The organism is Paraburkholderia sp. Tr-20389, from assembly GCF_017104565.1.
In the GTDB taxonomy this organism is placed as follows: Bacteria; Pseudomonadota; Gammaproteobacteria; order Burkholderiales; family Burkholderiaceae; genus Paraburkholderia.
In genome coordinates this window covers 149,342-175,088 of the sequence record NZ_JAAGPD010000015.1, presented here as the reverse complement: position 1 = coordinate 175,088, position 25,747 = coordinate 149,342, and the positions used below count along the sequence as shown (strand labels likewise).

Annotated in this window: 28 protein-coding genes, 1 tRNA gene and 1 pseudogene; 12 read left to right on the top strand and 18 right to left on the bottom strand. The window is 61.7% G+C overall.

What is annotated here, in order from left to right; genetic code table 11:
• Positions 1-260: 260 nt before the first annotated feature.
• From G3N95_RS17335 to G3N95_RS17315, 5 genes are all read left to right on the top strand, one after another.
• Positions 261-809, top strand: coding sequence for an iron transporter (locus G3N95_RS17335; protein ID WP_205971311.1), 549 nt, complete (start codon positions 261-263; stop codon positions 807-809).
• 88 nt (positions 810-897) lie between these two features.
• Positions 898-1,233, top strand: coding sequence for a cupredoxin domain-containing protein (locus G3N95_RS17330; RefSeq protein WP_205971310.1), 336 nt, complete (start codon positions 898-900; stop codon positions 1,231-1,233).
• Positions 1,234-1,296: 63 nt separating this feature from the next.
• Positions 1,297-2,142, top strand: a complete 846-nt coding sequence (locus G3N95_RS17325; protein WP_205971309.1) for an FTR1 family protein — start codon at positions 1,297-1,299, stop codon at positions 2,140-2,142.
• Positions 2,139-3,548: a 4Fe-4S binding protein gene (locus G3N95_RS17320; RefSeq protein WP_205971308.1), complete on the top strand. Its 1,410-nt coding sequence runs from the start codon at positions 2,139-2,141 to the stop codon at positions 3,546-3,548. The genes G3N95_RS17325 and G3N95_RS17320 overlap by 4 nt, the downstream gene beginning before the upstream one ends.
• Before the next feature lie 37 nt (positions 3,549-3,585).
• Positions 3,586-3,993 carry a heme-binding protein gene (locus G3N95_RS17315; protein WP_205971307.1) on the top strand — a complete coding sequence of 136 codons (408 nt, stop codon included), beginning with the start codon at positions 3,586-3,588 and terminating at the stop codon, positions 3,991-3,993.
• 271 nt (positions 3,994-4,264) lie between these two features.
• Here the strand turns inward: G3N95_RS17315 and G3N95_RS17310 are convergent, their stop codons facing one another.
• The 4 genes from G3N95_RS17310 to G3N95_RS17295 form a co-directional block, all read right to left on the bottom strand.
• Positions 4,265-4,537 carry a hemin uptake protein HemP gene (locus tag G3N95_RS17310; protein ID WP_205971306.1) on the bottom strand — a complete coding sequence of 91 codons (273 nt, stop codon included), beginning with the start codon at positions 4,535-4,537 and terminating at the stop codon, positions 4,265-4,267.
• 157 nt (positions 4,538-4,694) lie between these two features.
• Positions 4,695-5,186 (bottom strand): SRPBCC family protein, encoded by a 492-nt coding sequence (locus G3N95_RS17305; RefSeq protein ID WP_205971305.1) that lies wholly within the window; start codon positions 5,184-5,186, stop codon positions 4,695-4,697.
• Positions 5,187-5,225: 39 nt separating this feature from the next.
• Positions 5,226-5,624 (bottom strand): OsmC family protein, encoded by a 399-nt coding sequence (locus G3N95_RS17300; protein ID WP_205971304.1) that lies wholly within the window; start codon positions 5,622-5,624, stop codon positions 5,226-5,228.
• A gap of 150 nt (positions 5,625-5,774) precedes the next feature.
• A complete protein-coding gene (locus tag G3N95_RS17295) occupies positions 5,775-6,647 on the bottom strand; it encodes a pirin family protein (RefSeq protein ID WP_205971303.1) in 873 nt (290 codons plus the stop codon).
• Between the two features lie 122 nt (positions 6,648-6,769).
• On the opposite strand from G3N95_RS17295, the gene G3N95_RS17290 reads away from it, so the two are divergent.
• Positions 6,770-7,747, top strand: coding sequence for a LysR family transcriptional regulator (locus G3N95_RS17290; protein WP_205971302.1), 978 nt, complete (start codon positions 6,770-6,772; stop codon positions 7,745-7,747).
• A gap of 385 nt (positions 7,748-8,132) precedes the next feature.
• On the opposite strand, the gene G3N95_RS17285 is transcribed toward G3N95_RS17290, so the two are convergent.
• From G3N95_RS17285 to G3N95_RS17245, 9 genes and pseudogenes are all read right to left on the bottom strand, one after another.
• On the bottom strand, positions 8,133-8,552 hold the full coding sequence (locus G3N95_RS17285) for a biopolymer transporter ExbD (RefSeq protein WP_205971301.1): 420 nt from the start codon (positions 8,550-8,552) through the stop codon (positions 8,133-8,135).
• A 16-nt stretch (positions 8,553-8,568) separates the two neighbouring features.
• Positions 8,569-9,300 carry a MotA/TolQ/ExbB proton channel family protein gene (locus G3N95_RS17280; RefSeq protein WP_205971300.1) on the bottom strand — a complete coding sequence of 244 codons (732 nt, stop codon included), beginning with the start codon at positions 9,298-9,300 and terminating at the stop codon, positions 8,569-8,571.
• Positions 9,301-9,338: 38 nt separating this feature from the next.
• Positions 9,339-10,073, bottom strand: a complete 735-nt coding sequence (locus G3N95_RS17275; protein ID WP_205971299.1) for an energy transducer TonB — start codon at positions 10,071-10,073, stop codon at positions 9,339-9,341.
• Positions 10,074-10,324: 251 nt separating this feature from the next.
• Positions 10,325-10,561 (bottom strand): (2Fe-2S)-binding protein, encoded by a 237-nt coding sequence (locus G3N95_RS17270; RefSeq protein ID WP_205971298.1) that lies wholly within the window; start codon positions 10,559-10,561, stop codon positions 10,325-10,327.
• A 255-nt stretch (positions 10,562-10,816) separates the two neighbouring features.
• Positions 10,817-11,710, bottom strand: a complete 894-nt coding sequence (gene murI / locus G3N95_RS17265; protein WP_205971329.1) for a glutamate racemase — start codon at positions 11,708-11,710, stop codon at positions 10,817-10,819.
• A gap of 112 nt (positions 11,711-11,822) precedes the next feature.
• Complete coding sequence (bfr, locus tag G3N95_RS17260; RefSeq protein ID WP_205971297.1) at positions 11,823-12,302, bottom strand: bacterioferritin; 480 nt, start codon at positions 12,300-12,302, stop codon at positions 11,823-11,825.
• A 173-nt stretch (positions 12,303-12,475) separates the two neighbouring features.
• Positions 12,476-13,999 carry a fumarate hydratase gene (locus G3N95_RS17255; protein ID WP_205971296.1) on the bottom strand — a complete coding sequence of 508 codons (1,524 nt, stop codon included), beginning with the start codon at positions 13,997-13,999 and terminating at the stop codon, positions 12,476-12,478.
• A gap of 57 nt (positions 14,000-14,056) precedes the next feature.
• The gene (locus G3N95_RS17250) at positions 14,057-14,674 is read right to left on the bottom strand and encodes a TIGR00645 family protein (protein WP_205971295.1); all 618 of its coding nucleotides are present in this window, start codon (positions 14,672-14,674) and stop codon (positions 14,057-14,059) included.
• A 252-nt stretch (positions 14,675-14,926) separates the two neighbouring features.
• A pseudogene (locus tag G3N95_RS17245) lies at positions 14,927-15,824 on the bottom strand (DMT family transporter).
• Between the two features lie 398 nt (positions 15,825-16,222).
• Here G3N95_RS17245 and acs point away from each other — a divergent pair.
• From acs to G3N95_RS40580, 5 genes are all read left to right on the top strand, one after another.
• Positions 16,223-18,205, top strand: coding sequence for an acetate--CoA ligase (acs, locus tag G3N95_RS17240; RefSeq protein ID WP_205971294.1), 1,983 nt, complete (start codon positions 16,223-16,225; stop codon positions 18,203-18,205).
• A 167-nt stretch (positions 18,206-18,372) separates the two neighbouring features.
• The gene (locus tag G3N95_RS17235; protein ID WP_205971293.1) at positions 18,373-18,738 is read left to right on the top strand and encodes a sodium/substrate symporter small subunit; all 366 of its coding nucleotides are present in this window, start codon (positions 18,373-18,375) and stop codon (positions 18,736-18,738) included.
• Entirely contained in the window at positions 18,735-20,753 is a 2,019-nt protein-coding gene (locus G3N95_RS17230) for a sodium:solute symporter family protein (RefSeq protein WP_205971292.1), read from the top strand. The genes G3N95_RS17235 and G3N95_RS17230 overlap by 4 nt, the downstream gene beginning before the upstream one ends.
• Before the next feature lie 144 nt (positions 20,754-20,897).
• Complete coding sequence (locus G3N95_RS40585; protein ID WP_241018623.1) at positions 20,898-21,260, top strand: hypothetical protein; 363 nt, start codon at positions 20,898-20,900, stop codon at positions 21,258-21,260.
• Positions 21,257-21,916 carry a site-specific integrase gene (locus G3N95_RS40580; RefSeq protein ID WP_346778381.1) on the top strand — a complete coding sequence of 220 codons (660 nt, stop codon included), beginning with the start codon at positions 21,257-21,259 and terminating at the stop codon, positions 21,914-21,916. Before G3N95_RS40585 ends, G3N95_RS40580 begins: the two co-directional genes overlap by 4 nt.
• A gap of 321 nt (positions 21,917-22,237) precedes the next feature.
• Here the strand turns inward: G3N95_RS40580 and G3N95_RS17220 are convergent, their stop codons facing one another.
• The gene (locus G3N95_RS17220) at positions 22,238-22,846 is read right to left on the bottom strand and encodes a T6SS effector amidase Tae4 family protein (RefSeq protein ID WP_205971291.1); all 609 of its coding nucleotides are present in this window, start codon (positions 22,844-22,846) and stop codon (positions 22,238-22,240) included.
• Positions 22,836-23,429 carry a PAAR domain-containing protein gene (locus G3N95_RS17215; protein ID WP_205971290.1) on the bottom strand — a complete coding sequence of 198 codons (594 nt, stop codon included), beginning with the start codon at positions 23,427-23,429 and terminating at the stop codon, positions 22,836-22,838. Before G3N95_RS17215 ends, G3N95_RS17220 begins: the two co-directional genes overlap by 11 nt.
• Positions 23,430-23,601: 172 nt before the next feature.
• Between G3N95_RS17215 and G3N95_RS17210 the strand changes: the two genes are divergently transcribed.
• A complete protein-coding gene (locus tag G3N95_RS17210; RefSeq protein ID WP_205971289.1) occupies positions 23,602-23,802 on the top strand; it encodes a hypothetical protein in 201 nt (66 codons plus the stop codon).
• A 226-nt stretch (positions 23,803-24,028) separates the two neighbouring features.
• Here G3N95_RS17210 and G3N95_RS17205 read toward each other — a convergent pair whose 3' ends face one another.
• The 3 genes from G3N95_RS17205 to G3N95_RS17195 all read right to left on the bottom strand — a co-directional run bounded on the left by G3N95_RS17205 (position 24,029) and on the right by G3N95_RS17195 (position 25,696).
• The gene (locus tag G3N95_RS17205; protein WP_205971288.1) at positions 24,029-24,742 is read right to left on the bottom strand and encodes a hypothetical protein; all 714 of its coding nucleotides are present in this window, start codon (positions 24,740-24,742) and stop codon (positions 24,029-24,031) included.
• 433 nt (positions 24,743-25,175) lie between these two features.
• A tRNA-Ser gene (locus G3N95_RS17200) sits at positions 25,176-25,266 on the bottom strand.
• Positions 25,267-25,477: 211 nt separating this feature from the next.
• Positions 25,478-25,696 (bottom strand): hypothetical protein, encoded by a 219-nt coding sequence (locus G3N95_RS17195; RefSeq protein WP_205971287.1) that lies wholly within the window; start codon positions 25,694-25,696, stop codon positions 25,478-25,480.
• Positions 25,697-25,747: the final 51 nt, after the last annotated feature.

Below are 25,747 nucleotides of genomic sequence, written 5' to 3'. Positions count from 1 at the left end.
TTCGCTTAAGCTCCCCGTAAGACCCTGTTGCAGCAAGGCTTTCGAGGTTTCCACATTTGTTCTTCCCCCTGAACAGTGATACACTGATTCAGGTATTGAGAATAGTTCGCATTACCGTTCGTTACTGCTTTCGCACTTGCGACCGCGATAATGGACAATTGCGAAAGACGGGAAGACCAAGCGTATGCGAGACCTCTTCAACGCGCCTTTCCGAAGTCTGCTTTTCGTTGCTTCAGTCTAAAAAAATCAAAGGAGTTTCAATGCGCGTTTCGTCAATCTTGAGCGTCGGGGTAGCTGCCCTCGCTGCCGTGGCCGTGATGTCGGCATCGGCCGCTGAATATCCCATCGGCAAGCAGCAGATCCAGGGCGGGATGGAAATCGGCGCCGTGTATCTGCAGCCGATCACCATGGATCCGGAAGGCATGATGCGCAAAGCGTCGGATTCGGATGTCCATTTGGAAGCGGATATCCACGCAGTCAAGAAGAATCCGACGGGCTTCGCAGAAGGCGACTGGATGCCTTATCTGCAAGTGCGCTATGAACTGACGAAGCCGGGTTCGAGCTACAACCAGAAGGGCGATCTGATGCCGATGGTGGCCGATGACGGTCCGCACTACGGCGACAACGTCAAGATGGCGGGCCCGGGCAAGTATCACCTGAAGCTAATCGTCGAACCGCCGATGCAAAGCGGCCACATGGCGTTCGGCCGTCACGTCGACAAGGAAACGGGCGTAGGCCCGTGGTTCAAGCCGATCACGCTCGAATATGATTTCACGTTCGCGGGCATCGGCAAGAAGGGCGGTTACTGATCGTCATCGATCGCATCGCGATCCCTGATTGTCGTGACAGCGGCAGTCGGCGGCGCGTGCAAGCGCGCCGCATTTTCAGGAAGGGTGCATGAGAGTGAACAGGAAGATTGCCGCTTTCGCGATGGCGGCATCGTTTATCGGCCTCGCGCAAGCTGCCGAGGAAGCCGTGACGTTCAAGCTGGAAATGACGGACGGCAAGCTGACGCCGGCGCGCATCGAAGTGCCCGCGGGCAAGCGTATCCGCATCGAAGTGAAGAACACGGGCAAAGGCGCGGCGGAATTCGAGAGTGTCGAGCTGCGTAAGGAAAAGGTTCTGGCGCCGGGCGCCGAATCGGTCGTCGTGATCGCGCCGCTCGATCCCGGCACGTACAAGTTCTTTGACGATTTTCATCAGCAGGCGCAGGGCGTGATCGTCGCCAAGTGACGTCGCGGCAACACGAGTCGTAATTGGGACGCGTGGCGTCCACTGAAGTAGCGGGAGGTTTCGATGGGTCAGGTAGTGTTCATCGTGTGGCGGGAAAGCGTCGAGGCGCTGCTCGTCGTCGGCATTTTGTACGCGTGGCTGAAGAATGGCGACGAACAGGCCCGGCACGGGTTGCCGTATCTGTGGGCGGGTGTCGCCGCCGGCATCCTGGCCGCGATCGGCCTTGGTGCGGCGCTGGTCGGTTTCACTGAGGTGCTCTCGGGCGATGCGCAAGATTACTTTCAGACCGCGATGGTGCTTATCGCATGCGTTCTGATCGTACAGATGGTGATCTGGATGAAGTCGCACGGGCGCACGCTCAAGCGCGACATGGAACAGTCGCTGCGGAAGAGCACGCAGAGCGCGAGCTGGTGGAGCATTGCCGTGCTGGTCGCGCTGGCGATTGCGCGTGAAGGCAGCGAGACGGTCATCTTCCTGTACGGGCTCGGCTTCGGGCAGTCCGGTCATGTGGACGCGAGCCAGGTCGTCGCGGTGCTCGTGGGTCTCGGTCTGGCATTCGTCACGTTCTACGTGCTGCAGCTGGGCGGCAAGATTTTCTCGTGGCGGCTCTTTTTCCGCATCACCGAGATCATGCTGCTGTTCCTCGGCGCGGGTCTGTTCCAGACGGGCGTCGACAAGCTGATCGACAAGGAAATCCTGCCGACCATCGTCGACCGCGTGTGGAACACGTCGATGATCATCGACGACTCGAGCACGATCGGTTCGCTCGTGGCGACGCTCACGGGTTATCGCGCGCATCCGGCGCTGATGAACCTGATCACGTACGCGCTGTACTGGGCGGTCGTGTGGTTCCTGATCCGCCGTTCGAAGCGCGCTCCGGCGCAGCAGACTGCAGGGCGCGCGGCATGAGCAGTGCAGTTGCGAACCGTCGCAGCCGGCTTGCAGAAGTCGGCCACTGGATGCAGCGCCATGGCGCTGCCATTCGCGGCATCCAGTGGGTCGTCGTTGCCGTCTACGCGTTTCTGATTCTCGTGCCCGCGTTCACCGAACTGCCGGGCGACACCGCGCATCTGTGGAACAACCTGACGCTGGCCGCGCAGTTCGTGTTCTGGGGCATCTGGTGGCCGTTCGTGCTGCTGTCGATGGTGATGCTCGGCCGCGTATGGTGCGGCGTGTTGTGTCCCGAAGGCGCGCTCGCGGAATTCGCGAGCAAATATGGACGAGGCTGGGCGATCCCGCACTGGATGCGCTGGGGTGGCTGGCCTTTCGTCGCATTCGGTCTGACGACGATCTACGGCCAGATGGTCAGCGTCTACCAATATCCGAAAGCAGTCTTACTGGTGCTCGGCGGATCGACATTCGCCGCGATGATCATCGGATTGCTATACGGTCGAGAGAAGCGCGTCTGGTGTAAATACCTGTGCCCCGTCAACGGGGTTTTTTCGCTTTTGGCGCGCCTCGCGCCGTTCCACTACAAGGTCGACGAAGACGCGTGGCGCCGCTCGTACAAGGAAGGCGAGCACGGGCATCGCGTGATCCCGATCAACTGCGCGCCGCTGGTGCCGTTGCGTAACATGAAGGGCGCGTCGTCGTGCCATATGTGCGGCCGTTGCAGCGGGCATCGCGACGCAATTGCGCTGACGTGGCGCGCGCCGTCGTCGGAAGTCGTGAATCTCGGCGACAAACAGGCGAGCGCGTGGGACACGGCGCTGATCCTCTACGGCCTGCTCGGCATCGCGATCGGCGCATTCCATTGGACGGGCTCGCCGTGGTTCATCGACATCAAGCAGTCGCTCGCGACCTGGCTCGTCGACCACGACATCATGTGGCCGCTCGACACGAACGCGCCGTGGTTCCTGTTCACGCACTATCCGGAACAGAACGACGTGTTCTCGTGGCTCGACGGCACGATGATCATTGCCTACATCCTCGCGACGGGCGCCGTCTACGGCACGGCGCTGTTCGCGCTGCTGGCGGGTGCGTCGCGCGTGCTGGGCCGCTTCTCGATGACGCGTCTGCATCATCTCGCGCAGGCGCTGATTCCGATCGCGGGCACGGGCGTGTTCCTCGGCCTGTCGGCGACGACGCTGTCGTTGCTCAAGGCCGAGCATGTGCCGCTCGACTGGGCATCCGACGTGCGTATCGCGATTCTCGTGATTGCGAACACGTGGAGCGCATGGCTCGCGTGGCTCGTCACACGGCGCTACACGGCGCGGGTTTTCCAGCGCGCGCTGTCGATGGTATGGTTCATGGCAGCACTGGCCGTCGTCGATAGCGCGTGGTGGCTGATGTTCTGGTACTGGCCGGCACACTGATCGGCGGCGCGCCGCGTATCTACTACGCGAGGCGCCTGTGAGAACCAAACCCGTATTGACCGACGAAGACGTCCGGAAGATCGCCGCCGCAGCCGAAGCGCATGCGGCGGCGAATCACTGGACCGTCACTATCGCCATCCTCGACGATGGCGGTCATCTCCTGCATCTGCATCGAATGGACGGCGCTGCGCCCAGCACGGTCGACATGGCGACCGCGAAAGGGCGCACGGCGGCGCTCGGGCGCCGAGAGACCAAAGTCTACGAAGACATCATCAAGCAAGGTCGTATCGCGTTTCTGAGCGCGCCGCTCGCTGCGATGGTGGAGGGCGGTGTGCCCATCGTCGTGGAAGGTGAGACGGTCGGCGCGATCGGCGTGTCGGGTGTGAAGTCGGAGCAGGATTCGGCGGTCGCACGCGCGGGCATCGCCGCGCTCGAATTGCGCTGAGCCTGCGACGCACGGACGTGCGCCGCAAAAGACAAAAGCCGCGCAGATGATCGCATCTGCACGGCTTCGTTTCCATCGTTCGTCGAACGTCGCGCGACTCGTTGTGCGCACGTCGTGGTGAGAACCAAAAAAAGCGGCGTGGCTTGCTTCGACGGCTGGCTTGGTGTTTGCACGAAGGGGTCTAGATCTCGCGTGCAAGCCGTCGTGGCTGGCTAGTGCCCAACACCTCTCTGGGAGGTGGTCCCCACAATACCCGGTACTACTGCAATCGTTACTTCGTCAGAATCAGTTTGCCCAAGCGGGTTGCGCGCAATTGATACGTCTCGCCGTTGTGCATGATGCTGACATGGCTGCGGCCCTGAAGCAGCGCATCGCTGCGCAGCACGCGTTCGGACGATTCGGCCGTTTGCACAGCGTTGCCGCTGCTGCCTGGCTGGCGTTCCGCAGGCGCCGTCGTCACGGATCGGGCCGGACGGCTGGTCGTGAGTGCCGCTGCTGCAGGGCGGCGCAGGCTGAGCGTGGAAGAGCGCGTCATGTTTGTCATGCTTGCCGTTAGTGTTCGTCGCTGGGTGTTCGTCGATTCGTTAGATTGATTCTAAATGATAACCATTCCTATTTACAAGGTTTGGAAATCAATCGGATCGGCGTTTCGATAGGCAAGGGGAATTGCGCCGCCGGAGGGCTCGGGCGGCGCGCAGAACTTAATGCAACTGGTCAGGCGTATTGCGCGCGCTGACGTACTGGCGGATCAGGCGAACCGTATCGATATCCGACTCGCGATACGCCGATTTCACGATCTCTTCCGTCTGATGTGCGTCGGGGTCGCCGTTGTCGTCAGCGGAGGGCAGGCTCGTTTTGTACTCGAAGCGCAGAAACAGCTGCAGTTCGTCGGGTTGCTCGATGGTCATCGTCAGCGAGCCGCCGACGTAGTCGGCCGTCGCGCGAATGTCGTAGCGCACGCTTTCCTTCGGCGTGAGCGTGACGTGATCGCGCACCGTCGCGTGACCGTAGTGCAACTCGCGATCCAGCGTGCTTTCCGTACGCGACAGGATCGAGCAGCTGTCCAGACCCATCACGAACAACTGCGGCTGCTCCGCGCGAAGCACGAGGCCTTCCCACAACTGTTCGCGCGTCATCGTTTCGACGAGCGGGTTGAGCGGATCGTTGATCTGAATGAGATGTTCGAAGTTCAAGACGGCAGCTTCCTCTTAAAGCTCAGGGTTCATGCAGACTCAAGCAACAGCCAGGCCCGTGCGGATCGAGATCGGATTGCTCAGGATCTTGTGCACGGGACATGCATTGGCAATTTGCAGGAGTCGTTCCTGCTGTTCGTCCGACAGATTGCCCGTGAGCACGATCTGACGGTCGATTGCCGTGCCGTCGCCTTCTTTCTGCATCGACAGCGTCACGCGCACTTCGTCGAGCGGCCACCCTTTGCGCTGCGCGTACATCTTCAGCGTAATCGACGTGCATGCGCCGAGGCTCGACAGCAGCAGCGAATTCGGCGTCGGGCCACGGTCGCCGCCACCGAGTGATTCGGGTTCGTCGGCGAGCCATGTATGTGCGCCGTCGTCGAACAGCACCTGATAATCCGTCGAGCCGATGTGTGCGGTGACCTTCGTGTCTGCCATGCGCGCTCCTGTGCGGGACGTTGAATTGGAACGGATAATGCCGCGCGGCGCAGGACGCGGCGCGCGGCTCGAATTGCTATTGTGAACGAATTTGCCGCGATTCGCGGCTGAGTGGCCGTCGAGCGAAGGCCCGCGAAACGCGCCGCAGCGCTAGTGCGCGATCTGCCCCATGCGACCGGCCTGATAGTCGATCACCGCCTGACGGATCTCGTCTTCCGTATTCATCACGAACGGGCCATAGCGCACGACGGGCTCGTTCAGCGGCACGCCGCCGAACAGCAGCACGTCGAGCGGCTCGTCGCCGGCGGCGATCGTCACCGTGTCGCCGTCGTTGTCGAACACGATCATCTGCTGCGCCCCGATTTCGAGCCGCTCATCGCTATAAAAGCCTTTGCCCGCCAATCCATAAGCGAACACGCGATAGTCGCGCGGCACAGGATGCACGATCCGCGCGCCCGGCTGCAGCGTGAAATGCTGGTACAGGATCGGCGTGCGCGTTTCGATCGCGGCCTTCACGCCGAGCGCTTCGCCCGCGATCACCTTGACGCGCACCTTGCCGTCGTCGGATGCCGCAACGGGAATGCCCGCCGACGGCATCTCCTGGTAACGCGGCGCGATCATCTTGTCGCGCTTCGGCAGGTTCACCCACAGCTGCAGACCGTGCACGCGGCCGCCCGTCGCGACGAACGACGGATCGGGCATTTCGCTGTGCACGACGCCCGCGCCCGCCGTCATCCACTGCACGTCGCCTGCGCGCAGCGTGCCGGAGTGGCCTGCCGAGTCCTTGTGGCCGAACTGGCCTTCGAGCACATACGTGACCGTTTCGAAACCGCGATGGGGATGATCGGGCGCGCCTTTCGCCTCGCCGGGCGCGTAGTCGATCGGGCCCATTTCGTCGAGCAGCAGAAATGGGTCGAAGTCCATCAGCATGCGGGTCGGAAACGGGCGGTGGACGACGAAACCGCCGCCCTCAATCGTGCGTACGGAAGGATACGTGCGTTCGATCGTGCGGGTCGCGCTCATCAAAATCACCTCGAAAAATGGGGAATAGCGTTATTTCTGAAACATAGGGCTATTATATGGACCGTTTTTGGCCGTAACAGGCCGTCTATCGCAATGGATTGTTCTGCTAGTGAAACGATGACATGAAGATCGATTCGCATAACCTGAACGACCTGATGTATTTTTCGCAGGTCGTCGAACACGGCGGGTTTTCCGCCGCCGAACGCGTGCTCGGGATTTCGAAGTCGCGCCTGTCGCGCCGGCTGACGGAGCTGGAGGCGTCGCTGGGTGTGCGCCTGCTACAGCGCTCGACGCGCAAGCTCGCACTGACGGAAGCGGGGCAACTGTTCTACCAGCACTGTCAGGCGATGCTGTCCGAAGCGCAGGCGGCCGTCAACGTGGTCCAGCAGCTGCGCGCGTCGCCGCGCGGCACGGTGCGCGTGAGCGTGCCCGTGACGATTTCGCAGACCATCATGTCGCAGATCCTGCCGGAATTCATGCATCGTTATCCGGAAGTGCGCGTGGTGATGCGCGTGACGAATCGTGTCGTCGATCTGTTCGAAGATTCGATCGACGTCGCGTTGCGCGTGCGCTCCGAACCGCCCGAAAACGCGAACATCGTCGTGCGGCCGCTGTGGCGCACGCAGCAGATGCTGGTCGGCGCGCCGAGCCTCCTGAGCCAGAATGCGCCGCCGCTGGAGCCGGACGATCTGAAGCGCTTCGAAACGCTCGATACCCCCACGGGCGACGGCCGCCACGTGTACAACCTGATCGCACCCGACGGCACGCGTCACGCGCACGAGCACGAACCGCGCCTCGTGACGGCCGACCTGATGATGGTCACGGAAGCCGCGCTTGCGGGCGTCGGCATCGCCGCGCTGCCGGAGATGATGTACGGCGCCGCGCTGCGCAGCGGGCGCCTGTCGCCCGTCATGCCGGGCTGGACGCTGCCGTCGCCGCAGCTCTATGCAGTGTTCCTGTCGCGGCAGGGCATGGTGCCCGCGGTGCGGACCTTCGTCGACTATCTCGTCGAGATGCTCGATCCCGACACGGGCAAGCATATCCAGCAGGAATGTCCGGAGCGCGAAGCAAAGTTGCGGCTGAAAGCGGCGGTGGCGTGATGCATCGCGTATGAGCGGCGCGGGCAGAAAGGGCTGGTGATATCGTTTTTGACATTTAAGCGCTGCCGGCGATGGATACTTTCAATGGCCGCAGGCTTGAATGCAAAAGCTCACGGGCTTATATTGAAATCCCTTCGCTAAGGAGCGTCCTATGCGAAAAATCACGGCCGCTTTGATAGTGAGCCTGATAGGGCTGAGCGCGTTGTCCGTGTCGACCACGGCATTCGCATGCGGTGATCAGATCCAGAGCAGAAGCGACGGAAAATGATCCCGCCGCCCGAAGGCGCCGAGTGCGCATGAAAAAAGGCCTTCATCCGATGATGAAGGCCTTTTACTTTGAGCCCTGAAAAACAGGGCTTTTCTTCGAATGAAGGCGGCGGCGCGCTCAGTGTGCCTTCGGCGCCGTGACGAATCCGATCTTGGTCAGACCGCCCGCCTGCGCAGCCGACATCACCTCGGCGACCTTCTCGTACGCGACCTTGCGATCCGCGCTCAGATGCAGTTCCGGCTGCGGATTCTGCTGGGCCGCCGCGGCGATTTTCGCCTGCAACGCTTCGTCGGAAATCTTCTGCTCGTCCCACATCACGTTGCCGTCGGCGTCGATCGATACCGTCACCTGCGCGGGTTTCGTGTCTTCCTTCTGGCTGCTCGCATGCGGCAGGTCGATCTTCACCGCATGGCGGATCACGGGGATCGTCACCATGAACACGATCAGGAGAACCAACATGACGTCGACGAGCGGCGTCATGTTGATTTCGTTCATGAGGCCGTCGTCTTCGTCGCCGGCGAAAGGGCTCATTGCCATCGCTATGCCTCGCTATTTAGTTGGCGCGGGTCGCGAGCCGAAGACCGTCTCCGCGTTTCGACGACGACAGGCGGGCGCCCGTGACGAAGAACGCATGGAGACCGTGGGCAAAGCGGTTCAGCTTGCTGACGACGCCCTTGTTGGCGCGCGTCAGCGCGTTGTAGCCAAGCACGGCGGGAATCGCGACGAACAGGCCGAAGGCCGTCATGATCAGCGCTTCGCCGACGGGACCGGCAACCTGATCGATCGACGACTGGCCCGTCGCGCCGATGGTCAGCAGAGCGTGATAGATGCCCCACACCGTGCCGAACAGACCGACGAACGGCGCCGTGCTGCCGATCGACGCGAGAATCGCGAGGCCAGCCTGCATGCGCGCGACGCTTTCGTCCATCGTGTCCTTCAGGCAGCGCGTGACCCAGTCCGACACGTCCATGCGGTCGTGCAGATGCGGCTGCGTCTGATGGTGGTGATCGGCGGCTTCCTGGCCGGACAGCGCGAGCGCGAGGAACGGGTTTTCAGTGGGCGACGACGTGTCGCTGCCGAGCTTCTTCACGCCGTCGGCGAAGTCGTCCGAATGCCAGAAGGCCTTTTCGGCGTTCCTGGTCAGACGGTTCAGGCGCATCACGTTCCAGCTCTTGACGACGATCACGCTCCACGACAGCACCGACATGATCAGCAGCGCCAGCGCGATACCGCGTGTGACGAAATCCCCTTGAGCCCAGACGTGGGCAATACCGTAGTTCTGCATGGCAATTCCTTTTCTTCTTTGAAATCTTTTTCAGCGGATCAGTTGTTCAGGCTGAAGTCGAACGGCTGGACGGCCGGCACACGTGTTGCCTCGCCGTCCACCACATACGGCTTGCACGAACTGGAGCGAATCGCGTCGAGTGCCGCCTGGTCGAGGCGATCGTAGCCGCTGCTCTTTTTCAGTTCGACGTTTTCGATGCGGCCGGATGCCGACAGGATGAACTGGACGACCGCGCGTCCCGTTTCGCCGCGCCGGCGCGACATCGCCGGATAGGCCGGCTCGACGATGCTGCAGCTCAGATGCGATGCGTCCTTCGGCGCGGTGATCGACATCACCGGCTTCGCAGCCGGCGCGGCGGGCGCTGCGGGCGCCGCCGGTGCCGGTGGCGCGGGCGGCGTCGGCGCGGTTTCGGGCGTGCTGATCTCGTGCTGCGACGGCGCCTGAGCGACGGGCAGCGGCGCCGGCGCGGGCTTGGGCGTCGGGTGCGGCTGCACCTTCGGTTTGACCTTCTGCACGGGAACAGGCTTCGGCGGCGGCGGGGCCGATTCGATCGCGACGGGTGCGGCGGCCGGCGCAGGCGGCGGCAGCAGCTCAGCGGTGATCGTGCGCTGCGTCTCGACGGGCAGCGGCGGCATCTCCCGCACCGTGAACGCGATGGCCAGCGCGACGACATGCAGCCCGACGACGATTCCCGTCACCGTGGCGATACGCGGATTGATTCGGGCGGAAGCTTCCGGCGCGAAACCGGATGGAAGAGAGGGCGTGGCCTGCATGGTCAGCGTGGCGGCGCGCCGTCGATGCAGCACGTCATGCGAAACAGCGTCATGTTCGGAATATCAGCAACGAAATACAAACGGTGGTCAGAAAACCGATCAGCAATTCCATCTCGAACTCCTCGAAGAATGGCGTCGCTGGCTGGTGTCGACTGGCTTGCTGACGGCGGAAACAAAAAACTGGGGCGCGCGATACACACGCGCTTTCTGGAGCGCTACGTTGAAACGCGGAGAAGTCCGGGAATCCGGCTTCAGGCTGCCTTGCGTTCGTAGAACGTCAGCGGCACGGCTTGCGTGTGATGCTCGACGCCGCAACGGCTTGCACAGACGCCGCTTTGTGCCATCACGTCCCGAACGGACTCCTCGCACTTGCCGCAGCACATTGCGACGCCCAGTTCGAACTGGAGTTCGTCGAACGTGTCGATGCCTTCGGCAATCGATGCACGGATCTTTCGGTCGGAAACTGACTTGCACACGCAGACGATCATGACAGCTCGCGATAGCTAACGTTAATGCGAATTATTATCATTTTGTTTAGTCGGTTTGGCAAGCGTCACAGGCAAATTTTTGTAACAAAACCAGCCTGTTAGAAGGGTTTCAACCGATGTGAGGACGAGTGCCGTCGCGTCACGGCTTGGTTTTAGCGGCGTTTACGCCTCGTCCGCGCGTGATTCATGCGGATTATGTGCATCAAAACGCCGCATCAAAGCGTTGTCGCGAATGGCCTTGCGGGAGGGCTGACCTCAGGCGGCGTGGGAATCTCGCTCGATCGTGCGGCGCGACGGGATGTGTACGCGCTCGACAGGCGCGTCGATATCGAGCAGCGTCGCGGCGAGCTGTTTCAGATGCGCGCCGTCGCTGGTGGAGCAGAAACGCGGCTGCGGCACGGCATCGCGTTCCGGCGAGCGCAGCCCCTGCTGCTCAAGTACGCGTTCCAGTTGCCGGGCGATCGCGACGCTCGTGTCGATCAGTGTCAGCCGGTCGCCGGCGATGTCGCGGATCGCCGCGTCGAGAAACGGGTAGTGCGTGCAGCCAAGCACAAGCGTATCGGCGCCCGCGTCGAGCATCGGCTGGACGTAGCTGGCGAGCAGCGCGCGCAGTTCGGCCGATTCGATGTCGCAGCGCTCGACGGCTTCCACGAGGCCGTGTCCGGGCTGGCACAGAAAGCGGCAGTCGCTCGCATAACGTTCGAGCAGGCCCTGAAAGCGCGCGCTGCGCAGCGTGACGCGGGTCGCGAGGACGCCCGCCACGCGCGATTTCGACTGCTGTGCCGCGGGCTTCACGCCCGGTTCGACGCCGATCAGTTGAATGGGCAGTTTTTCGCGCACCAGCGCGATCGACTGCGCGGTCGCCGTATTGCACGCCACCACGAGCGCCTTTGCGCCTTGTGCGACGAGCCATTCGCCGATCGCGAGCGTGCGGTCGGCGATGAAATCGTCGTCGCGTTCGCCGTAGGGCGCATAGAGCGAATCCGCGACGTAGACGACGGCTTCGTTCGGCAGGTGCGCGCGAACCGCGCGCAGCACCGACAATCCGCCCAGACCCGAGTCGAAAATGCCGACGGGCGCGCGCGGATCGAGCGAGGCGAGCGGCGGCAACGAATTGGACGAAGTAGGGGCGGGGGACGAAGCGATCATGGTTTCAACGGAAGCCATATAAGAAAATCCGCGCAGCGCCGCAAGGAACGTTGCGCGGATCGGACCGCAGAAGTGTAGCAGGACTCGGGACGCTTCCTGCTGGCGCTTTGTCTTATTCTTCCGGTGAACCCATCGCCGATTGCTGGTAGTTCTGGATGCCGACCTTGTCGATCAGGTCGATCTGCGTTTCGAGCCAGTCGATATGTTCTTCGGTGTCGTCGAGAATCGTCGTGAAGATTTCGCGCGAGATGAAATCGCGCACCGACTCGCAATACGCAATCGCCTCTTTACACGTGTTTTGCGAAATCTGTTCGAGTTTCAGATCGCATTCGAGAATCTCTTTGGTTTCTTCGCCTATCAGCAGCTTGTGAAGATCTTGCAGATTCGGCAGGCCATCGAGCATGAACACGCGCTCGATCAGCATGTCGGCGTGCTTCATTTCGCCGATCGATTCGTCGTACTCATGCTCGCCGAGCTTCTCCAGACCCCAGTGCTTGTACATCCGCGCGTGCAGAAAATACTGGTTGATCGCGGTCAGTTCGTTCTTCAACTGGGCGTTCAGATATTCGATGACTTTTTTATCGCCTTGCATGATCTTTCCTCTTCAAGAGCCGGGTTTTCCAACAACAATAAACGTCTGAAAACGAATTGCCAAGGACGAATATGGTTGTTGAGAATCATTCGCGCAATCAAATTTGTATTTCGCGTGAATAATAAAAAAGCCGGGACTATAACGTCCCGGCTTCGCTAAAACAAAGAAAATCGTCAAGCCGTCGCGACGGGAATCTTACCGATCTTCGCCTGCCATTCCTTCGGTCCCGTCTGATGAACCGAGGTGCCGGTCGAATCGACGGCGACCGTCACGGGCATGTCCTGCACGTCGAATTCGTAGATGGCTTCCATGCCGAGGTCTTCGAACGCGAGCACCTTGGCGCTGCGGATCGCCTTCGACACGAGGTACGCTGCGCCGCCCACGGCCATCAGATACGCCGCCTTGTGCTTCTTGATCGCCTCGATCGCGACGGGGCCGCGCTCGGCCTTGCCGATCATCGAGATCAGGCCCGTTTGCGCGAGCATCGTTTCCGTGAACTTGTCCATGCGCGTGGCCGTCGTCGGGCCTGCCGGGCCGACCGCTTCGTCGCGGACCGGGTCGACCGGGCCGACGTAGTAGATCACGCGGTTCGTGAAGTCGACGGGCAGCTTTTCACCCTTGGCGAGCATGTCGGCGATGCGCTTGTGCGCGGCGTCGCGGCCCGTCAACATCTTGCCCGACAGCAGCAGCGTCTGGCCCGGCGTCCACGATGCGACTTCTTCCGGCGTCAGCGTGTTCAGGTCGATGCGCTTGCTGGTTTCCGTATTCGGTTGCCACGTGACCTTCGGCCATGCGTCGAGCGGCGGCGGCGTGAGTTTCGCGACGCCCGAGCCGTCGAGCGTGAAGTGCGCGTGGCGCGTGGCCGCGCAGTTCGGGATGATCGCGATCGGCTTCGATGCCGCGTGCGTCGGTGCCGCCATGATCTTCACGTCGAGCACGGTCGCGAGACCGCCCAGGCCCTGCGCGCCGATGCCGAGCGCGTTGACCTTCTCGTGCAGTTCCACGCGCAGTTCTTCGATCCAGTCCTGCGGGCCGCGCGCGATGACGTCCTGAATGTCGATCGGGTCCATCAGCGATTCCTTCGCCATGACCATCGCCTTCTCAGCCGTGCCGCCGATGCCGATGCCGAGCATGCCGGGCGGGCACCAGCCCGCGCCCATCGTCGGCACCGTCTTCAGGATCCAGTCGACGATCGAATCCGACGGGTTCAGCATCGCGAACTTCGACTTGTTCTCCGAGCCGCCGCCCTTGGCCGCGACCTGCACGTCGACCTTGTCGCCCGGCACGATCTCGTAGTGGATCACGGCCGGCGTGTTGTCCTTCGTGTTCTTGCGGCCGCCTTCGGGCGGGCTCACGATCGACGCGCGCAGCACGTTGTCCGGGTTCAGGTAGCCGCGGCGCACGCCTTCGTTGATCATGTCCGTGACCGACATCGTCGCGCCGTCCCAGCGCACGTCCATGCCGACCTTCACGAACACCGTGACGATGCCCGTGTCCTGGCAGATCGGGCGCTTGCCTTCCGCGCACATGCGGCTGTTCGTCAGGATCTGCGCGATGGCGTCCTTCGCGGCCGGGCTCTCTTCGAGCTCGTACGCGCGGCCGAGCGCTTCGATGTAATCGAGCGGATGGTAGTAGCTGATGTATTGCAGCGAGTCCGCAATACTCTGGATCAGGTCTTCCTGTTTGATGACGGTCATGGCTAGCTCAGTGGGGCATTGTGGCGTTGTGATGCGACTGCTCGACGACGCAGCCGCTCATGCGCCTTCAGGGGAGTTGGAAATCGTTGTATTGGCACCGGGCGCGGTTGCGCCTCGTACTGCGGGCTCGTGAAAATGTTCCGGGTGCGTGTGCGTGGTCAGCCGGTCGACGAACGCCATCACCAGCGCGGAAACGAGGAACGCGACGTGGATGATCACCTGCCACATCACGGCGTGCTGCGTGTGCTGGTCCGGGTTGATGAAGGTCTTGAGCAGATGGATCGACGAAATGCTGATGAGCGCCATCGACAGCTTCACCTTCAGCACGCCCGCATTCACGTGATCGAGCCATTCGGGCTCGTCGGGATGGCCTTCCACGCCCAGGCGCGAGACAAACGTTTCATAGCCGCCGACGATCACCATGATCAGCAGGTTCGAGATCATCACCACGTCGATCAGGCCGAGCACGACGAGCATGATGTTGGTTTCGTCGAGCGTCATCGAGTGCGATACGAGGTGCCACACTTCCTTGAGGAACAGCACGACGTACACGGCTTGGGCGACGATCAGGCCCAGATACAGTGGGACCTGCAGCCAGCGGCTCATGAAGATCACGGAGGGCAGGAGACGCATGCGGCGTCGCTTGCCAGGCGAAGAGGGGCGCGGAGCGGTCATGGGTGTTCGGCGTAGTGTTGGCGCTTCGTGGTGATGCTGGGTGGTAAGGAAAAATCGAACGAAAAAAGCGGACACGGACGCGCTCGCATCGACGACGGCGGATTGCGCGGAAAGCGAACGGCCGACGATCGACGATCGGGCGGCGCGGACGAAACCGGCCGGCGGAGCGCGCTGGGCGCATTATTGTACAGCGTGATCCGTGACAGCCGTGCCGAGCCGCGCAGGGCGGCACAGACAGGCGCAGCCGGCAAGCTACGAAGCCACGGGCGGCACGCGACGCGCCTTGAGACTGGCGAGTGCGATGCCCGCGACCACGCACGCGAGCGCGACGCCATGCGCGAGCGTCGGGCGCTCGTCGAGGAACACGATCCCGTAGATGGCGGCCGCGACGGGCAGCACTGCGCTGAACACGCCCGCGAGACTGCCGGGCACATGGCGGATGCCCTTCATCCACAGCCAGAACGAGAAGATGCTCGCCGACAGTCCGTACCACAGCACGAGTGTCCAGATGCTGACGGGCACGCTCGCATAGTCGAAGGCGACCAGCGACGACACGCCGAGCGGCAGCATCAGCAGCAGGCCGAACAGATGCGTGTACGCGCAGATGTCGATGGGCGCGAGTGTCTGCGTGAGGCGGCGCGACAGAATGATGTAGAGCGATTCGCAGCAGACGGCGCCGAGCACCATCAGGTTGCCGGCGAACGAGCTTTCGCCGGAAGCACCGATGCCTTGATCTGCATGCGCAAGATTGATCACGACCACACCGACGATCGCGAGGGCGATAGACGCGAGCGCGCGTCCATCGGGTCGTTCCTTGAGGAAGAGCCACGAGAACAGCGCGACGACGGCGGGTATCGTGCTCGTGATCACGCCTGCCGCGACGGCGCTCGTGCGATGCACGCCGTTGAGCATCAGCAGCGTAAACCCGAATGTGCCGAAGAGAGCCTGCAGGAAGAGATTCATCCATTCGCCCTTTTTCACGCGGCGCAGCTTGCCGATACGCAGGAGCGGCCACAGCACGGCCATGGCGATCACGAAGCGCAACAGCGCGAAGAGCGGAACGGGGACGAACGCGACTCGACTTGCCGATACCGACGTTGCTGCCGACGAGCAGCATCGCGGCGATGAGAAACAGGGAGTAGCGGTTCAACTGGAATCCATACGGCTAGTTCAGTTAGCATTGTAAAAGGGCGCTAACGACGGTGCAAAGCAGGACGACTGCACGCACACAAGTCGGACAATCGGGCGCGAGCCTTGCGACATGCTTGCATCGCATGGCACCGCGATTCGTGGGAACCTGGTGTTTTCGCCTATAAAGCAGTCGGCTGGCACGTAAGTACGCGGTAAGTTGCAACGCTTATCGTGGGAAGTGATCGAAGCTGATGAGTGCTCATGCCGTTGCATCGAGCACGAGGGTGGGAGACACGCCGCAGGCAAACACACGCGGTGCCACTAACACGACACGGAGCGACGCGCTGCGCCTCTTGAGGCTTGCATCGCGAGCGCACCGGCAAGGATTGACGTTTCATCTTCACCAAGGGGTAGTCGATGTCTGCGATTGAATCGGTTCTTCAGGAACGCCGCGTGTTTCAGCCTTCAGCCGAAGTGACGGCGCAGGCGACAGTGTCCGGCATGGACGCATACAAGGCGCTCGTCGCCGAGGCGGAGCGCGATTACGAAGGCTTCTGGGGCAGGCTGGCGCGCGAGACGCTCAGCTGGAAAAAGCCTTTCACGAAGGTGCTCGACGAATCGAATGCGCCTTTCTACAAGTGGTACGACGATGGCGAACTGAATGCGTCGTACAACAGCATCGATCGCCATGTCGAAGCCGGTAACGGCGAGCGCGTCGCGATCATCTTCGAAGCCGACGACGGCACCGTCACCAACGTCACGTACAACGACCTGCTGCAACGCGTGTCGCGCTTCGCGAATGCGCTGAAAGCACGCGGCATCAAGAAGGGCGATCGCGTCGTCATCTATATGCCGATGTCGGTCGAAGGCATCGTCGCGATGCAGGCGTGCGCGCGCATCGGCGCGACGCACTCGGTCGTGTTCGGCGGTTTCTCGTCGAAGTCGCTGAACGAACGTCTGGTCGACGTGGGCGCGGTTGCGCTGATCACGTCGGACGAACAGATGCGCGGCGGCAAGGCGCTGCCGCTGAAGAGCATCGCCGATGAAGCGCTCGCGATGGGCGGCTGCGACGCCGTGAAGAACGTGATCGTCTATCGGCGCACGGGCGGCAAGATCGGCTGGGACGACACGCGCGATCTGTGGATGCACGAGATCGCCGCAAAAGAATCGGACCAATGCCCGCCCGAATGGGTCGGCGCCGAGCATCCGCTCTTCATCCTCTACACGTCGGGTTCGACGGGCAAGCCGAAGGGCGTGCAGCACAGCACGGGCGGCTATCTGCTGTGGGCCGCGCAGACGATGAAGTGGACCTTCGACTGGAAGCCGACGGATGTCTTCTGGTGCACGGCCGACATCGGCTGGGTCACGGGTCACAGCTACATCACCTATGGCCCGCTCGCACTCGGCGGCACGCAGGTCGTGTTCGAAGGTGTGCCCACGTATCCGAACGCGGGCCGCTTCTGGGACATGATCCAGAAGCACAAGGTCACTGTGTTCTACACGGCGCCGACGGCGATCCGTTCGCTGATCAAGGCTGCGGAAGCCGACGCGAAGGTGCATCCGAAGAGCTATGACTTGTCCACCTTGCGCATCATCGGCACGGTCGGCGAGCCGATCAATCCGGAAGCGTGGGTGTGGTACTACGAAAACGTCGGCGGCTCGCGCTGCCCGATCGTCGATACGTGGTGGCAGACGGAAACGGGCGGTCACATGATCACGCCGTTGCCGGGCGCGACGCCGCTCGTGCCGGGCTCGTGCACGCTGCCGCTGCCGGGCATCATGGCCGCCATCGTCGATGAAACCGGCCAGGACGTGCCGAACGGGCAGGGCGGCATTCTCGTCGTCAAGCGTCCGTGGCCGTCGATGATCCGTACGATCTGGGGCGACCCCGAGCGTTACAAGAAGAGCTACTTCCCCGAAGAACTGGGCGGCACGCTGTATCTCGCAGGCGACGGCTCGGTGCGCGACAAGGAAACCGGCTACTTCACGATCATGGGCCGTATCGACGACGTGTTGAATGTATCGGGTCACCGTCTCGGCACGATGGAGATCGAGTCGGCGCTGGTCGCGAATCCGCTGGTCGCGGAAGCCGCGGTGGTCGGCCGTCCCGATGACACGACAGGCGAAGCCGTGTGTGCGTTCGTCGTGCTCAAGCGTGCACGTCCCGAAGGCGAAGAGGCCGCGAAGATCGCAGCGGATCTGCGCAACTGGGTCGGCAAGGAAATCGGTCCGATCGCGAAGCCGAAGGACATCCGTTTCGGCGACAACCTGCCGAAGACACGCTCGGGCAAGATCATGCGCCGTCTGCTGCGCTCACTCGCGAAGGGCGAGGAGATCACGCAGGACGTGTCGACGCTCGAGAATCCGGCCATCCTCGATCAACTGGGCGAGTCGCGCTGAGTCTGCGCGTTGCTCGAAGGGTGGAAGAAGCTGGAACGGCGCATTCCGTGTGGATGCGCCGTTTTTTATTGAGCGTCGCGCCGCTTTGCAGCGCGTTTGAGCCGCAAGCAGTTCGTTGCGCGGACAACCCCGATTGCCGATGCCACACGTTTTTGATAAATAGGCGCATGGCCGCGCCACACCACACCTCGCGACACACGATCAATCCCGTACCCGAACCGCCGCCCGTGACGGAGGCGATGGCGCGCGCGCACGCGCGCTACTGGCGCTTCAACGTCGCGTTGATCGCTGCATTGATGCTGATCGGCTTTTTCGTGTCATTCGTCGTGCCGCTGATCGCGCGCAGCCTCGTGCAGGTGCGCTTCGCGGGCTTCAGCCTGCCTTTCTTCATGGGCGCGCAGGGCGCGATCGTCGTGTACCTCGTGTTGATCGTCGTGTATATCGTGCTGATGCAGCGCGCCGACGCGACGCTTCAACGCGTGCTCGAAGCGAGCGCGCAGGACGACTTCGCCGGGCGCGCAGCCGACCGATGAAACTCGCGCACCGGCTGATCCGTTCGTATTCGCTTTATACGCTGGGCTTTTTCGCGTTCATCTACCTGCTCTCGCGCATCGAGGCGGTGAGCGGGCCGGGCATGTGGATCGGCTACGTGTTCCTGTTCGTGCCGATCGCCGTGTATGCGGTGATCGGGTTGCTGTCGCGCACCTCCGATCTCGTCGAATACTACGTGGCGGGGCGGCGCGTGCCGTCCGTGTTCAACGGCATGGCGACGGCGGCGGACTGGCTGTCGGCGGCGTCGTTCATCGGGCTCGCGGGCAGCCTGTATGCGACGGGCTACGACGGTCTCGCCTACACAATGGGCTGGACGGGCGGCTACTGCCTCGTCGCGTTCCTGCTCGCACCCTACGTGCGCAAGCTCGCGCGCTATACGATTCCCGACTTTCTCGGCACGCGCTTTTCGAGCAACGCGGTGCGCGGACTGGCCGCGCTGTCGGCGATTCTGTGTTCGTTCGTCTATCTGGTCGCGCAGATCCAGGGCGTCGGTCTGATCGCGACGCGCTTCATCGGCGTCGACTTTGCGATCGGCATCTTCTGCGGACTCGCGGGCATTCTGGTGTGCTCGTTTCTTGGCGGCATGCGCGCGGTGACGTGGACGCAGGTCGCGCAGTACATCATTCTCATCGTGGCGTTTCTGATTCCTGTGTCGATGATCGCGCACAAGGACGGCCTCGGCTGGGTGCCGCAACTGAGCTATGGACGGCTGATGGAGCGCATCGAGCCGCTCGAGCGCAGCGTGCGCGACGCGCCGTCGGAGCAGGCGGTGCGGGACGACTACCGGATGCGCGCCGCGTTGATGCAGACGCAGATCGACAGCCTGCCGCAATCGTTCATCGACGAGAAGAGCCGTCTGACCGCGCAACTCGACGATCTGCGTCGGCATAACGGGCCGCTGCGCGAGATCGCCGATCTCGAACGGCGCATCGCGCGCTTTCCGCGCGACCCGGCGATGGCGCAGATCGTCTGGGCGCAGCAGCGCGACGAGATGATGCAGCGAGCGGCGGCGCCCGTGCCGATGCACGAGCCGTTTCCTGCCGCGAATGAAGACGAGCGCAAGCTGCATCAGCGCAACTTTCTTTCGTTGCTGCTGTGTCTGTCGCTCGGGACGGCGAGCCTGCCGCATATCCTCACGCGCTACAACACGACGACGTCGGTGGCGTCCGCGCGGCGCTCGGTCGGCTGGACACTGTTTTTCGTCGCGCTGTTCTATCTGACGGTCCCCGTGCTGGCGGTGCTGATCAAGTACGAGGTCCTGTCGAATCTGGTCGGGCATCGCTTTTCGGATCTGCCGCAATGGGTGATGCAATGGCGGCGCGTCGAGCCGTACCTGATCGGTATCGCCGACGTGAACGGCGACGGCATCGTGCGCTGGAGCGAGATACAGATGCAGCCGGACATGGTCGTACTGGCTGCGCCGGAGATCGCGGGGCTGCCGTATGTGATGTCGGGGCTGATCGCGGCGGGTGCGCTGGCGGCGGCGCTATCGACGGCCGATGGTCTGCTGCTGACCATCGCCAACGCGCTCTCGCACGATGTGTACTACCACATGGTCGACCCGGAGGCGTCGAGTCAGAAGCGGGTGACGATCTCGAAGATTCTGCTGCTCGGGGTCGCGCTGCTGGCGTCGTACGTGGCTTCGCTGAACGCGGGGAATATCCTGTTTCTGGTGGGCGCGGCGTTTTCGCTGGCGGCGTCGAGTCTGTTTCCCGTGCTCGTGCTCGGCGTGTTCTGGAAGCGCACGACCCGCCTCGGCGCGGTGGCGGGGATGGTGGCGGGGCTGCTCGTGTGCATCTGGTACATCGTGTCGACGTATCCGTTCTTCACGCAGTTGACTGGCTTCGTCGGGCCGCGCTGGTTCGGCATCGAGCCGATCAGTTCAGGCGTGTTCGGCGTGCCGGCGGGGTTTCTGGTGGCGGTGCTGGTGAGTCTGGTGGACCGGAAGCCGGATGCTTATACGCGGGCGCTGGTGGACTATATCCGGCATCCGTGAGGGTTGGCGGAACGGTGGGCCAGAAGCAGATAACCCCGCGAAATCGATGATTTGGCGGGGTTATCTGGTGAGCATTCCTTGGCGGAGAGAGGGTCCGCCAAAAACGAAGTTTCGATAGCAGACGCGCGAGAGAAAGCACTCGCCATGCGCAAGCTGATTGACGGCGGCGACGACCCTATCGACACGCGCAATCGCGAACAGCAGGCTGCCAGCATTGCCGCCGCCGCGCTCACGTTCGAGAAGGCAGCACGCAAGGTTCACGAAGAACTGAAACCCGGTTGGCGGAACGAGAAGCACGCTGCGCAATGGATTTCGACGCTGGAGACCTACGTGTTTCCCAAGCTCGGCGGCAAACCGCTCGATGTCATTACGCCCGCCGATTGCGCGGACGTGTTGCGCCCGATCTGGCTAGCGAAGGCCGATGCCGCGAGCCGTACCCCCGCCAGCGTATGCACGCTGTCATGCAATGGGCCTGGGCGCATGGCCATATCACGGCGAACCCAGTGAGCGTGGTCGATCACCTGTTGCCGAAGCAGAACGCCAAGAAAGAGCATCAACCAGCCATGCACTGGCGTGAGATTCCGGCCTTCGCGAGGGCGCAGCTTCGCGATATCGAACCCGGCGACAGCACGCGGGCGGCCATGCTCTTTGCGATTCTCACAGCGGCTCGTAGTGGCGAAGTGCGCGGCGCTACGTGGAGCGAATTCGACCTCGACGCCGGTATCTGGACCGTGCCCGGCGAACGCATGAAGGCGAAGGAAACGCACCGCGTACCACTCTCATCAGAAGCGCTCGCGCTCGTCAGGCGGCTGAAGGAACAGAAGCAGAACGAAACATTGGTGTTCCCGTCGCCACGCGGCAAGGTGCTGTCCGATATGACGCTTACCGCGTTACTGCGCCGCGTGAAGGCCGTCAGTGATCCGCTGGGGCGCGTCGCGACGCTGCACGGCTTCAGATCGAGCTTTCGGGATTGGGCCAGCGAAAGCGGCTACGCCCGCGATCTGGCCGAGCGGGCGCTTGCGCATACCGTCGCGAACAAGGTTGAAGCGGCCTATCGCCGTACCGATCTTCTCGAACAGCGCAGCCACGATAATGGAGGCGTGGGGCGGCACATGTTACGCAATCACAATAAGCGCGCATCAATGAAAAAACCCGCCGAATGAAGCGTGGCTTTCATTGTCGCGGTTGCTGCATCATTCCGGCACGTTATCAGGCTCGCAAAGACGCATAGACTTCATGGCGACGGCACGGGCCAACTCATGCCCTCGTTTTCCCACTCGAACTACGACGTTTCGCTATGCAAAGTGCGGTTGCTATAGCGAGTAAGACACCAACCAAAACGCCGCGAGCGGAGAACTTCAACGCTCGGCCGCCACATTCATCTCCACATGGGACGCTGGAGGGTGGAAGCGCGATATACAGAGCGATCAAGCCGCCGCAGACCGCACCGAAGACTAGCAACGCGAGTACGCCCACAACCGATTTCATGGAATATTCCAGAATAAAATCTGTTTAGCTTCCGCGAGATTTGAAAATAGATTCTCGGGGCCAATGCCGACAAGTGAAAGCGGGTTCCACACTCTCGATATGCCAACGCCAAATCGTAGTGTTGTTTCGGTGCTTGGCGTTAGACGCTCACCATTCCACAAATCAATGTGGTCTCCGCTTGGGTCTTTTTCTTTGAGCGAACGCCGCCAGTAGCTACCAAAGAACAAAATTCCAGTTTGCCCGTTGACCTTATCTTGCCAATCTTTCCCGGTAACAACCTGCGGCTTTGGGCATCCAGCGAACGGCTGTAAGTGAAGCCAGTTTGCGACCTCTTTAGCACGAAGCATATGGCTTGGCGGGTGGTCGTGGAACCAGCATTTTTCGCCTTTGAAAGACTTGTTGGTAATTCCGACGGCTGCCAGGCAGGTTCCCATTCGAATTGCACATTCATCCTCAAATGCAGGCTTCCCGGTTGATGGATCAATGCAGGGTTCCGAATGTGGGTACGCGGACCACAACTCAGAGAACGAAACTGCTTTCAAGTGAATTTCTTTTATTGAACCTGGCGTATTGTTCGTCTGTACAACGGTTTTCTTATTGGGCATTGATCCATCCTTCATGGCTTAGGGCGTCGTCGCCCCAATGGATTGTGTAAGTGTCGGCGTTGTCGGTGTAAATGCGGGGTAGCACGCCCGACAAGTCCAGGCGTCCTGACTCAATGCGGCCATTAACTGTTTCTATGTAATAGGGGTAGCCTTTGGATGCGCCGCGACCTATTGCCTTTACTTGTTCGTCGTGGGCGGCAGGTGAAACGTTGCCCGCACTCGTCGTCTTGGCTCCGGTAGCGGCCCTCGCGCTGCCGCCGTCTTCAATCATCCAGTTACGCCCATAACGAGCGATAACCTGGGGCCGTTCGGGACACTTGCACAGAACGTAGTCGCCGCCGACTGCCTGGCGTCGCCCGTCCTCCAGATCAATCATGCGTTGATTGTTATCAACACGAGCACCGCCAATGATGATTCCCGTGCTTTTGCACTTCTCGCAGTAAGCCTTGTCCCCGATGTACGCCATGCTTCTTTGTCGACCGTCGTCGCCATCAATGAAACACGATGTACTCGGCGCATAGACCCGGCTGTTCGGGCCGCTTGTAAGTGGGTCGCCGTCAACGATTGCGTAGTAGATAGCCATTCACACCTCTACTGCTTTTCTGCTTGTCGATTCCCGCAGGTGAAACCTCGCGCGAGCGCGCCTCCTGCGCCCAAGGGTTTGCACGATCCAGCCGGATACACAAACCAAAACCGATCGTCCATAGAGTCGGGGTAGCGCAATATCAGATAAGTCCGAAAATGCTGAGTTGGAAATGCAAAAAAGCCGCCTTTGTGGGGCGTCCTTGCTGCCGTCTTTCCGGCTGTTGTTTTCGCTGCCTGTGCGCCTGTTCCGCCTATCCGGTCAAGGCGGCGCGCGCCTCTGCGAGCACATCCTCGAACAGTCCGAAAATCGCCACTTGTCCGCACAGTTCGAGACCGGCGAACTGTTCCGCGACTTCCTCGAGACTCAATAGGGCTGCCAGCGCGTACAGGCGGTCAATGCGAATAATCGCCGAAACACGCGAGCGGGGAATCAGGATGGGGATGGTCTGGTCTGGTCGGCCATGCTGTCACCTCGGACAAGGTAGGTGCGCGCCGGGGTGGCGCGACATGGCTCTTATTCAAGCGTGCGGCACGCAGAAATGCACCGCAGTTGCGGCGTGCGGTACCGCAATTGCGGTGGCACGCCTGGGGAACGTTTCAGGTGGTGTCAATGCTGCGATTCGCCGCCGCGAACCTCTCTTGCAGCGTACGTTGCGAAATGCCGGGTCTGGACGGGAATGCTTCCAGCAAAGCGGCTATCACAGCCGCCTGACTTTCATATCGCGCTCCCGCTAGGTCTTGCACTTGCGAAGGAGTTAACAGGCGCACCAAACCAGCAATAATGTTGAGATAAGTCGTTTCCGAGCGCTCACCAGGCGGTGCGCTTTTGATCTGCATGCCCATCCGTTCCACGATGCTCTTCAGCGAATCGCGCTCAGCTTCGGTACGGGCCTTCGCTTCTTCGAGTTCGCGGATGCGTGCGTTGGCGCGCACAAGATTCTGGTCCTTCGCGTCATGCGCGGCCTTGAGCGGCTGATAGGTTTCCTGCGTGATGCCCGGATGAATGCCGCGCTCAACTTCGTCGAAAAGGAACGCGGGCCGCTCCCCCGGCGTGATGGAATTCGCCCATTCCTTCAGGTCCAACCCGTACACATGGCGGCGCTCGTAGGCCACATGGTCATGAGACTCCACGCGGCGCCCGTCTTCACGGCAGGACGCTAGCTCGCCCGAATCAATCGCGTTATGAATCGCGCGGATGCGCGGCTCCAGACACTTCAGGTAAGGATGCCGCAATGGTGCACGTGCAAGCGCGTTGCCCTGGCCGACAGGGACTGCGCGCCGCAACTCGTCGGCGACTTCATCAGATGGCACACCGCACCATAACGCTGCCGCAGTCGAAACCGGATATACGGCGTAGCAGGCTTGTACCGTCGCGCAGCTATCGTTTTCTCAAGGTTTCATTTGGCGCTCGCCACGCAAAAACCCTTGTGACAGTCCGCACCGATGAAGCCGGCAGCGTGAATGAGTTAGAGCAGGGCGAAGGTGCGGCAGGACTACCGGGGTTGCCTCGCCTGTAGTCAATGCACATGATTCTAGCGACTTGCGGCCGTCCTGAGTATTCCGCCGAAAGCCGGGATGTGCCGCTGGCGTCGAAGAGGTGCGCGAACAGGGCGGCCTGCTGACAACATCCCGACCCTGAATCGGGCGCGCATTTTTTGCTCGCTGATGGGCTAATTGATGGGCCGAGAAAAGCAAAAACCCCGCAAGTCTTTGAGCTTGCGAGGTTTTTGGCGTTGCAATTCTTTGGCGGAGAGAGGGGGATTCGAACCCCCGATAGGCTATTAACCTATACACGCTTTCCAGGCGTGCGACTTAAACCGCTCATCCATCTCTCCGGCGGGAGGCGCATTATAGCAGGACTTTGGCGGCCGTGCTACCTTGCTTTCGCGTCGGGTGACTTTCCGGCGATGGCGTGTTTGCCGGATGTCTACGTAACCGGCCGACTTCGGCACTCCACGAGCGGGCAGCGAACCAAGGCCGATAAGGCGACACACTACGGAGATATCGCGTCGATACGTCATCCTGACTAAACGTCGACGCGATGACTCACGAGCGCTCGCGTTTCCGAAGCCAACCCGAACGCAAGTTACGGCCAACGAACGTGCCGACCGCAATCGACAAGGGCGTCACACCCCACAGCACGACCGGCCAGAATTCTTTGCCACCCAGCGCACTCATGTCGAGGCACCACCACGCGACGAGTTCCACGCCGACTACCCAGATGAAAATCGTCGTCAATAATCCCTTTGCCATGCGGCTCTTCATGAGTCGGTGCATGGCGTCGGAATGAGATCGAAAGTACTGTCAGCGATCGAC

What these genes read in the sequence shown, in the direction of transcription:
- G3N95_RS17335 (WP_205971311.1), top strand. Translation starts at nt 261, where the DNA reads ATGCGCGTTTCGTCAATCTTGAGCGTCGGGGTAGCTGCCCTCGCTGCC.
- G3N95_RS17220 (WP_205971291.1), bottom strand. Translation starts at nt 22,846, where the DNA reads ATGCCCAATAAGAAAACCGTTGTACAGACGAACAATACGCCAGGTTCA.
- G3N95_RS17255 (WP_205971296.1), bottom strand. Translation starts at nt 13,999, where the DNA reads ATGACCGTCATCAAACAGGAAGACCTGATCCAGAGTATTGCGGACTCG.
- G3N95_RS17195 (WP_205971287.1), bottom strand. Translation starts at nt 25,696, where the DNA reads ATGAAGAGCCGCATGGCAAAGGGATTATTGACGACGATTTTCATCTGG.
- G3N95_RS17270 (WP_205971298.1), bottom strand. Translation starts at nt 10,561, where the DNA reads ATGATCGTCTGCGTGTGCAAGTCAGTTTCCGACCGAAAGATCCGTGCA.
- G3N95_RS17325 (WP_205971309.1), top strand. Translation starts at nt 1,297, where the DNA reads ATGGGTCAGGTAGTGTTCATCGTGTGGCGGGAAAGCGTCGAGGCGCTG.
- G3N95_RS17290 (WP_205971302.1), top strand. Translation starts at nt 6,770, where the DNA reads ATGAAGATCGATTCGCATAACCTGAACGACCTGATGTATTTTTCGCAG.
- G3N95_RS17285 (WP_205971301.1), bottom strand. Translation starts at nt 8,552, where the DNA reads ATGGCAATGAGCCCTTTCGCCGGCGACGAAGACGACGGCCTCATGAAC.
- G3N95_RS17275 (WP_205971299.1), bottom strand. Translation starts at nt 10,073, where the DNA reads ATGCAGGCCACGCCCTCTCTTCCATCCGGTTTCGCGCCGGAAGCTTCC.
- G3N95_RS17320 (WP_205971308.1), top strand. Translation starts at nt 2,139, where the DNA reads ATGAGCAGTGCAGTTGCGAACCGTCGCAGCCGGCTTGCAGAAGTCGGC.
- G3N95_RS17280 (WP_205971300.1), bottom strand. Translation starts at nt 9,300, where the DNA reads ATGCAGAACTACGGTATTGCCCACGTCTGGGCTCAAGGGGATTTCGTC.
- G3N95_RS17210 (WP_205971289.1), top strand. Translation starts at nt 23,602, where the DNA reads ATGCAAAAAAGCCGCCTTTGTGGGGCGTCCTTGCTGCCGTCTTTCCGG.
- G3N95_RS17235 (WP_205971293.1), top strand. Translation starts at nt 18,373, where the DNA reads ATGGCCGCGCCACACCACACCTCGCGACACACGATCAATCCCGTACCC.
- G3N95_RS17230 (WP_205971292.1), top strand. Translation starts at nt 18,735, where the DNA reads ATGAAACTCGCGCACCGGCTGATCCGTTCGTATTCGCTTTATACGCTG.
- G3N95_RS17300 (WP_205971304.1), bottom strand. Translation starts at nt 5,624, where the DNA reads ATGGCAGACACGAAGGTCACCGCACACATCGGCTCGACGGATTATCAG.
- G3N95_RS40585 (WP_241018623.1), top strand. Translation starts at nt 20,898, where the DNA reads ATGCGCAAGCTGATTGACGGCGGCGACGACCCTATCGACACGCGCAAT.
- G3N95_RS17295 (WP_205971303.1), bottom strand. Translation starts at nt 6,647, where the DNA reads ATGAGCGCGACCCGCACGATCGAACGCACGTATCCTTCCGTACGCACG.
- acs (WP_205971294.1), top strand. Translation starts at nt 16,223, where the DNA reads ATGTCTGCGATTGAATCGGTTCTTCAGGAACGCCGCGTGTTTCAGCCT.
- G3N95_RS17250 (WP_205971295.1), bottom strand. Translation starts at nt 14,674, where the DNA reads ATGACCGCTCCGCGCCCCTCTTCGCCTGGCAAGCGACGCCGCATGCGT.
- murI (WP_205971329.1), bottom strand. Translation starts at nt 11,710, where the DNA reads ATGATCGCTTCGTCCCCCGCCCCTACTTCGTCCAATTCGTTGCCGCCG.
- G3N95_RS17215 (WP_205971290.1), bottom strand. Translation starts at nt 23,429, where the DNA reads ATGGCTATCTACTACGCAATCGTTGACGGCGACCCACTTACAAGCGGC.
- G3N95_RS17310 (WP_205971306.1), bottom strand. Translation starts at nt 4,537, where the DNA reads ATGACAAACATGACGCGCTCTTCCACGCTCAGCCTGCGCCGCCCTGCA.
- bfr (WP_205971297.1), bottom strand. Translation starts at nt 12,302, where the DNA reads ATGCAAGGCGATAAAAAAGTCATCGAATATCTGAACGCCCAGTTGAAG.
- G3N95_RS17330 (WP_205971310.1), top strand. Translation starts at nt 898, where the DNA reads ATGAGAGTGAACAGGAAGATTGCCGCTTTCGCGATGGCGGCATCGTTT.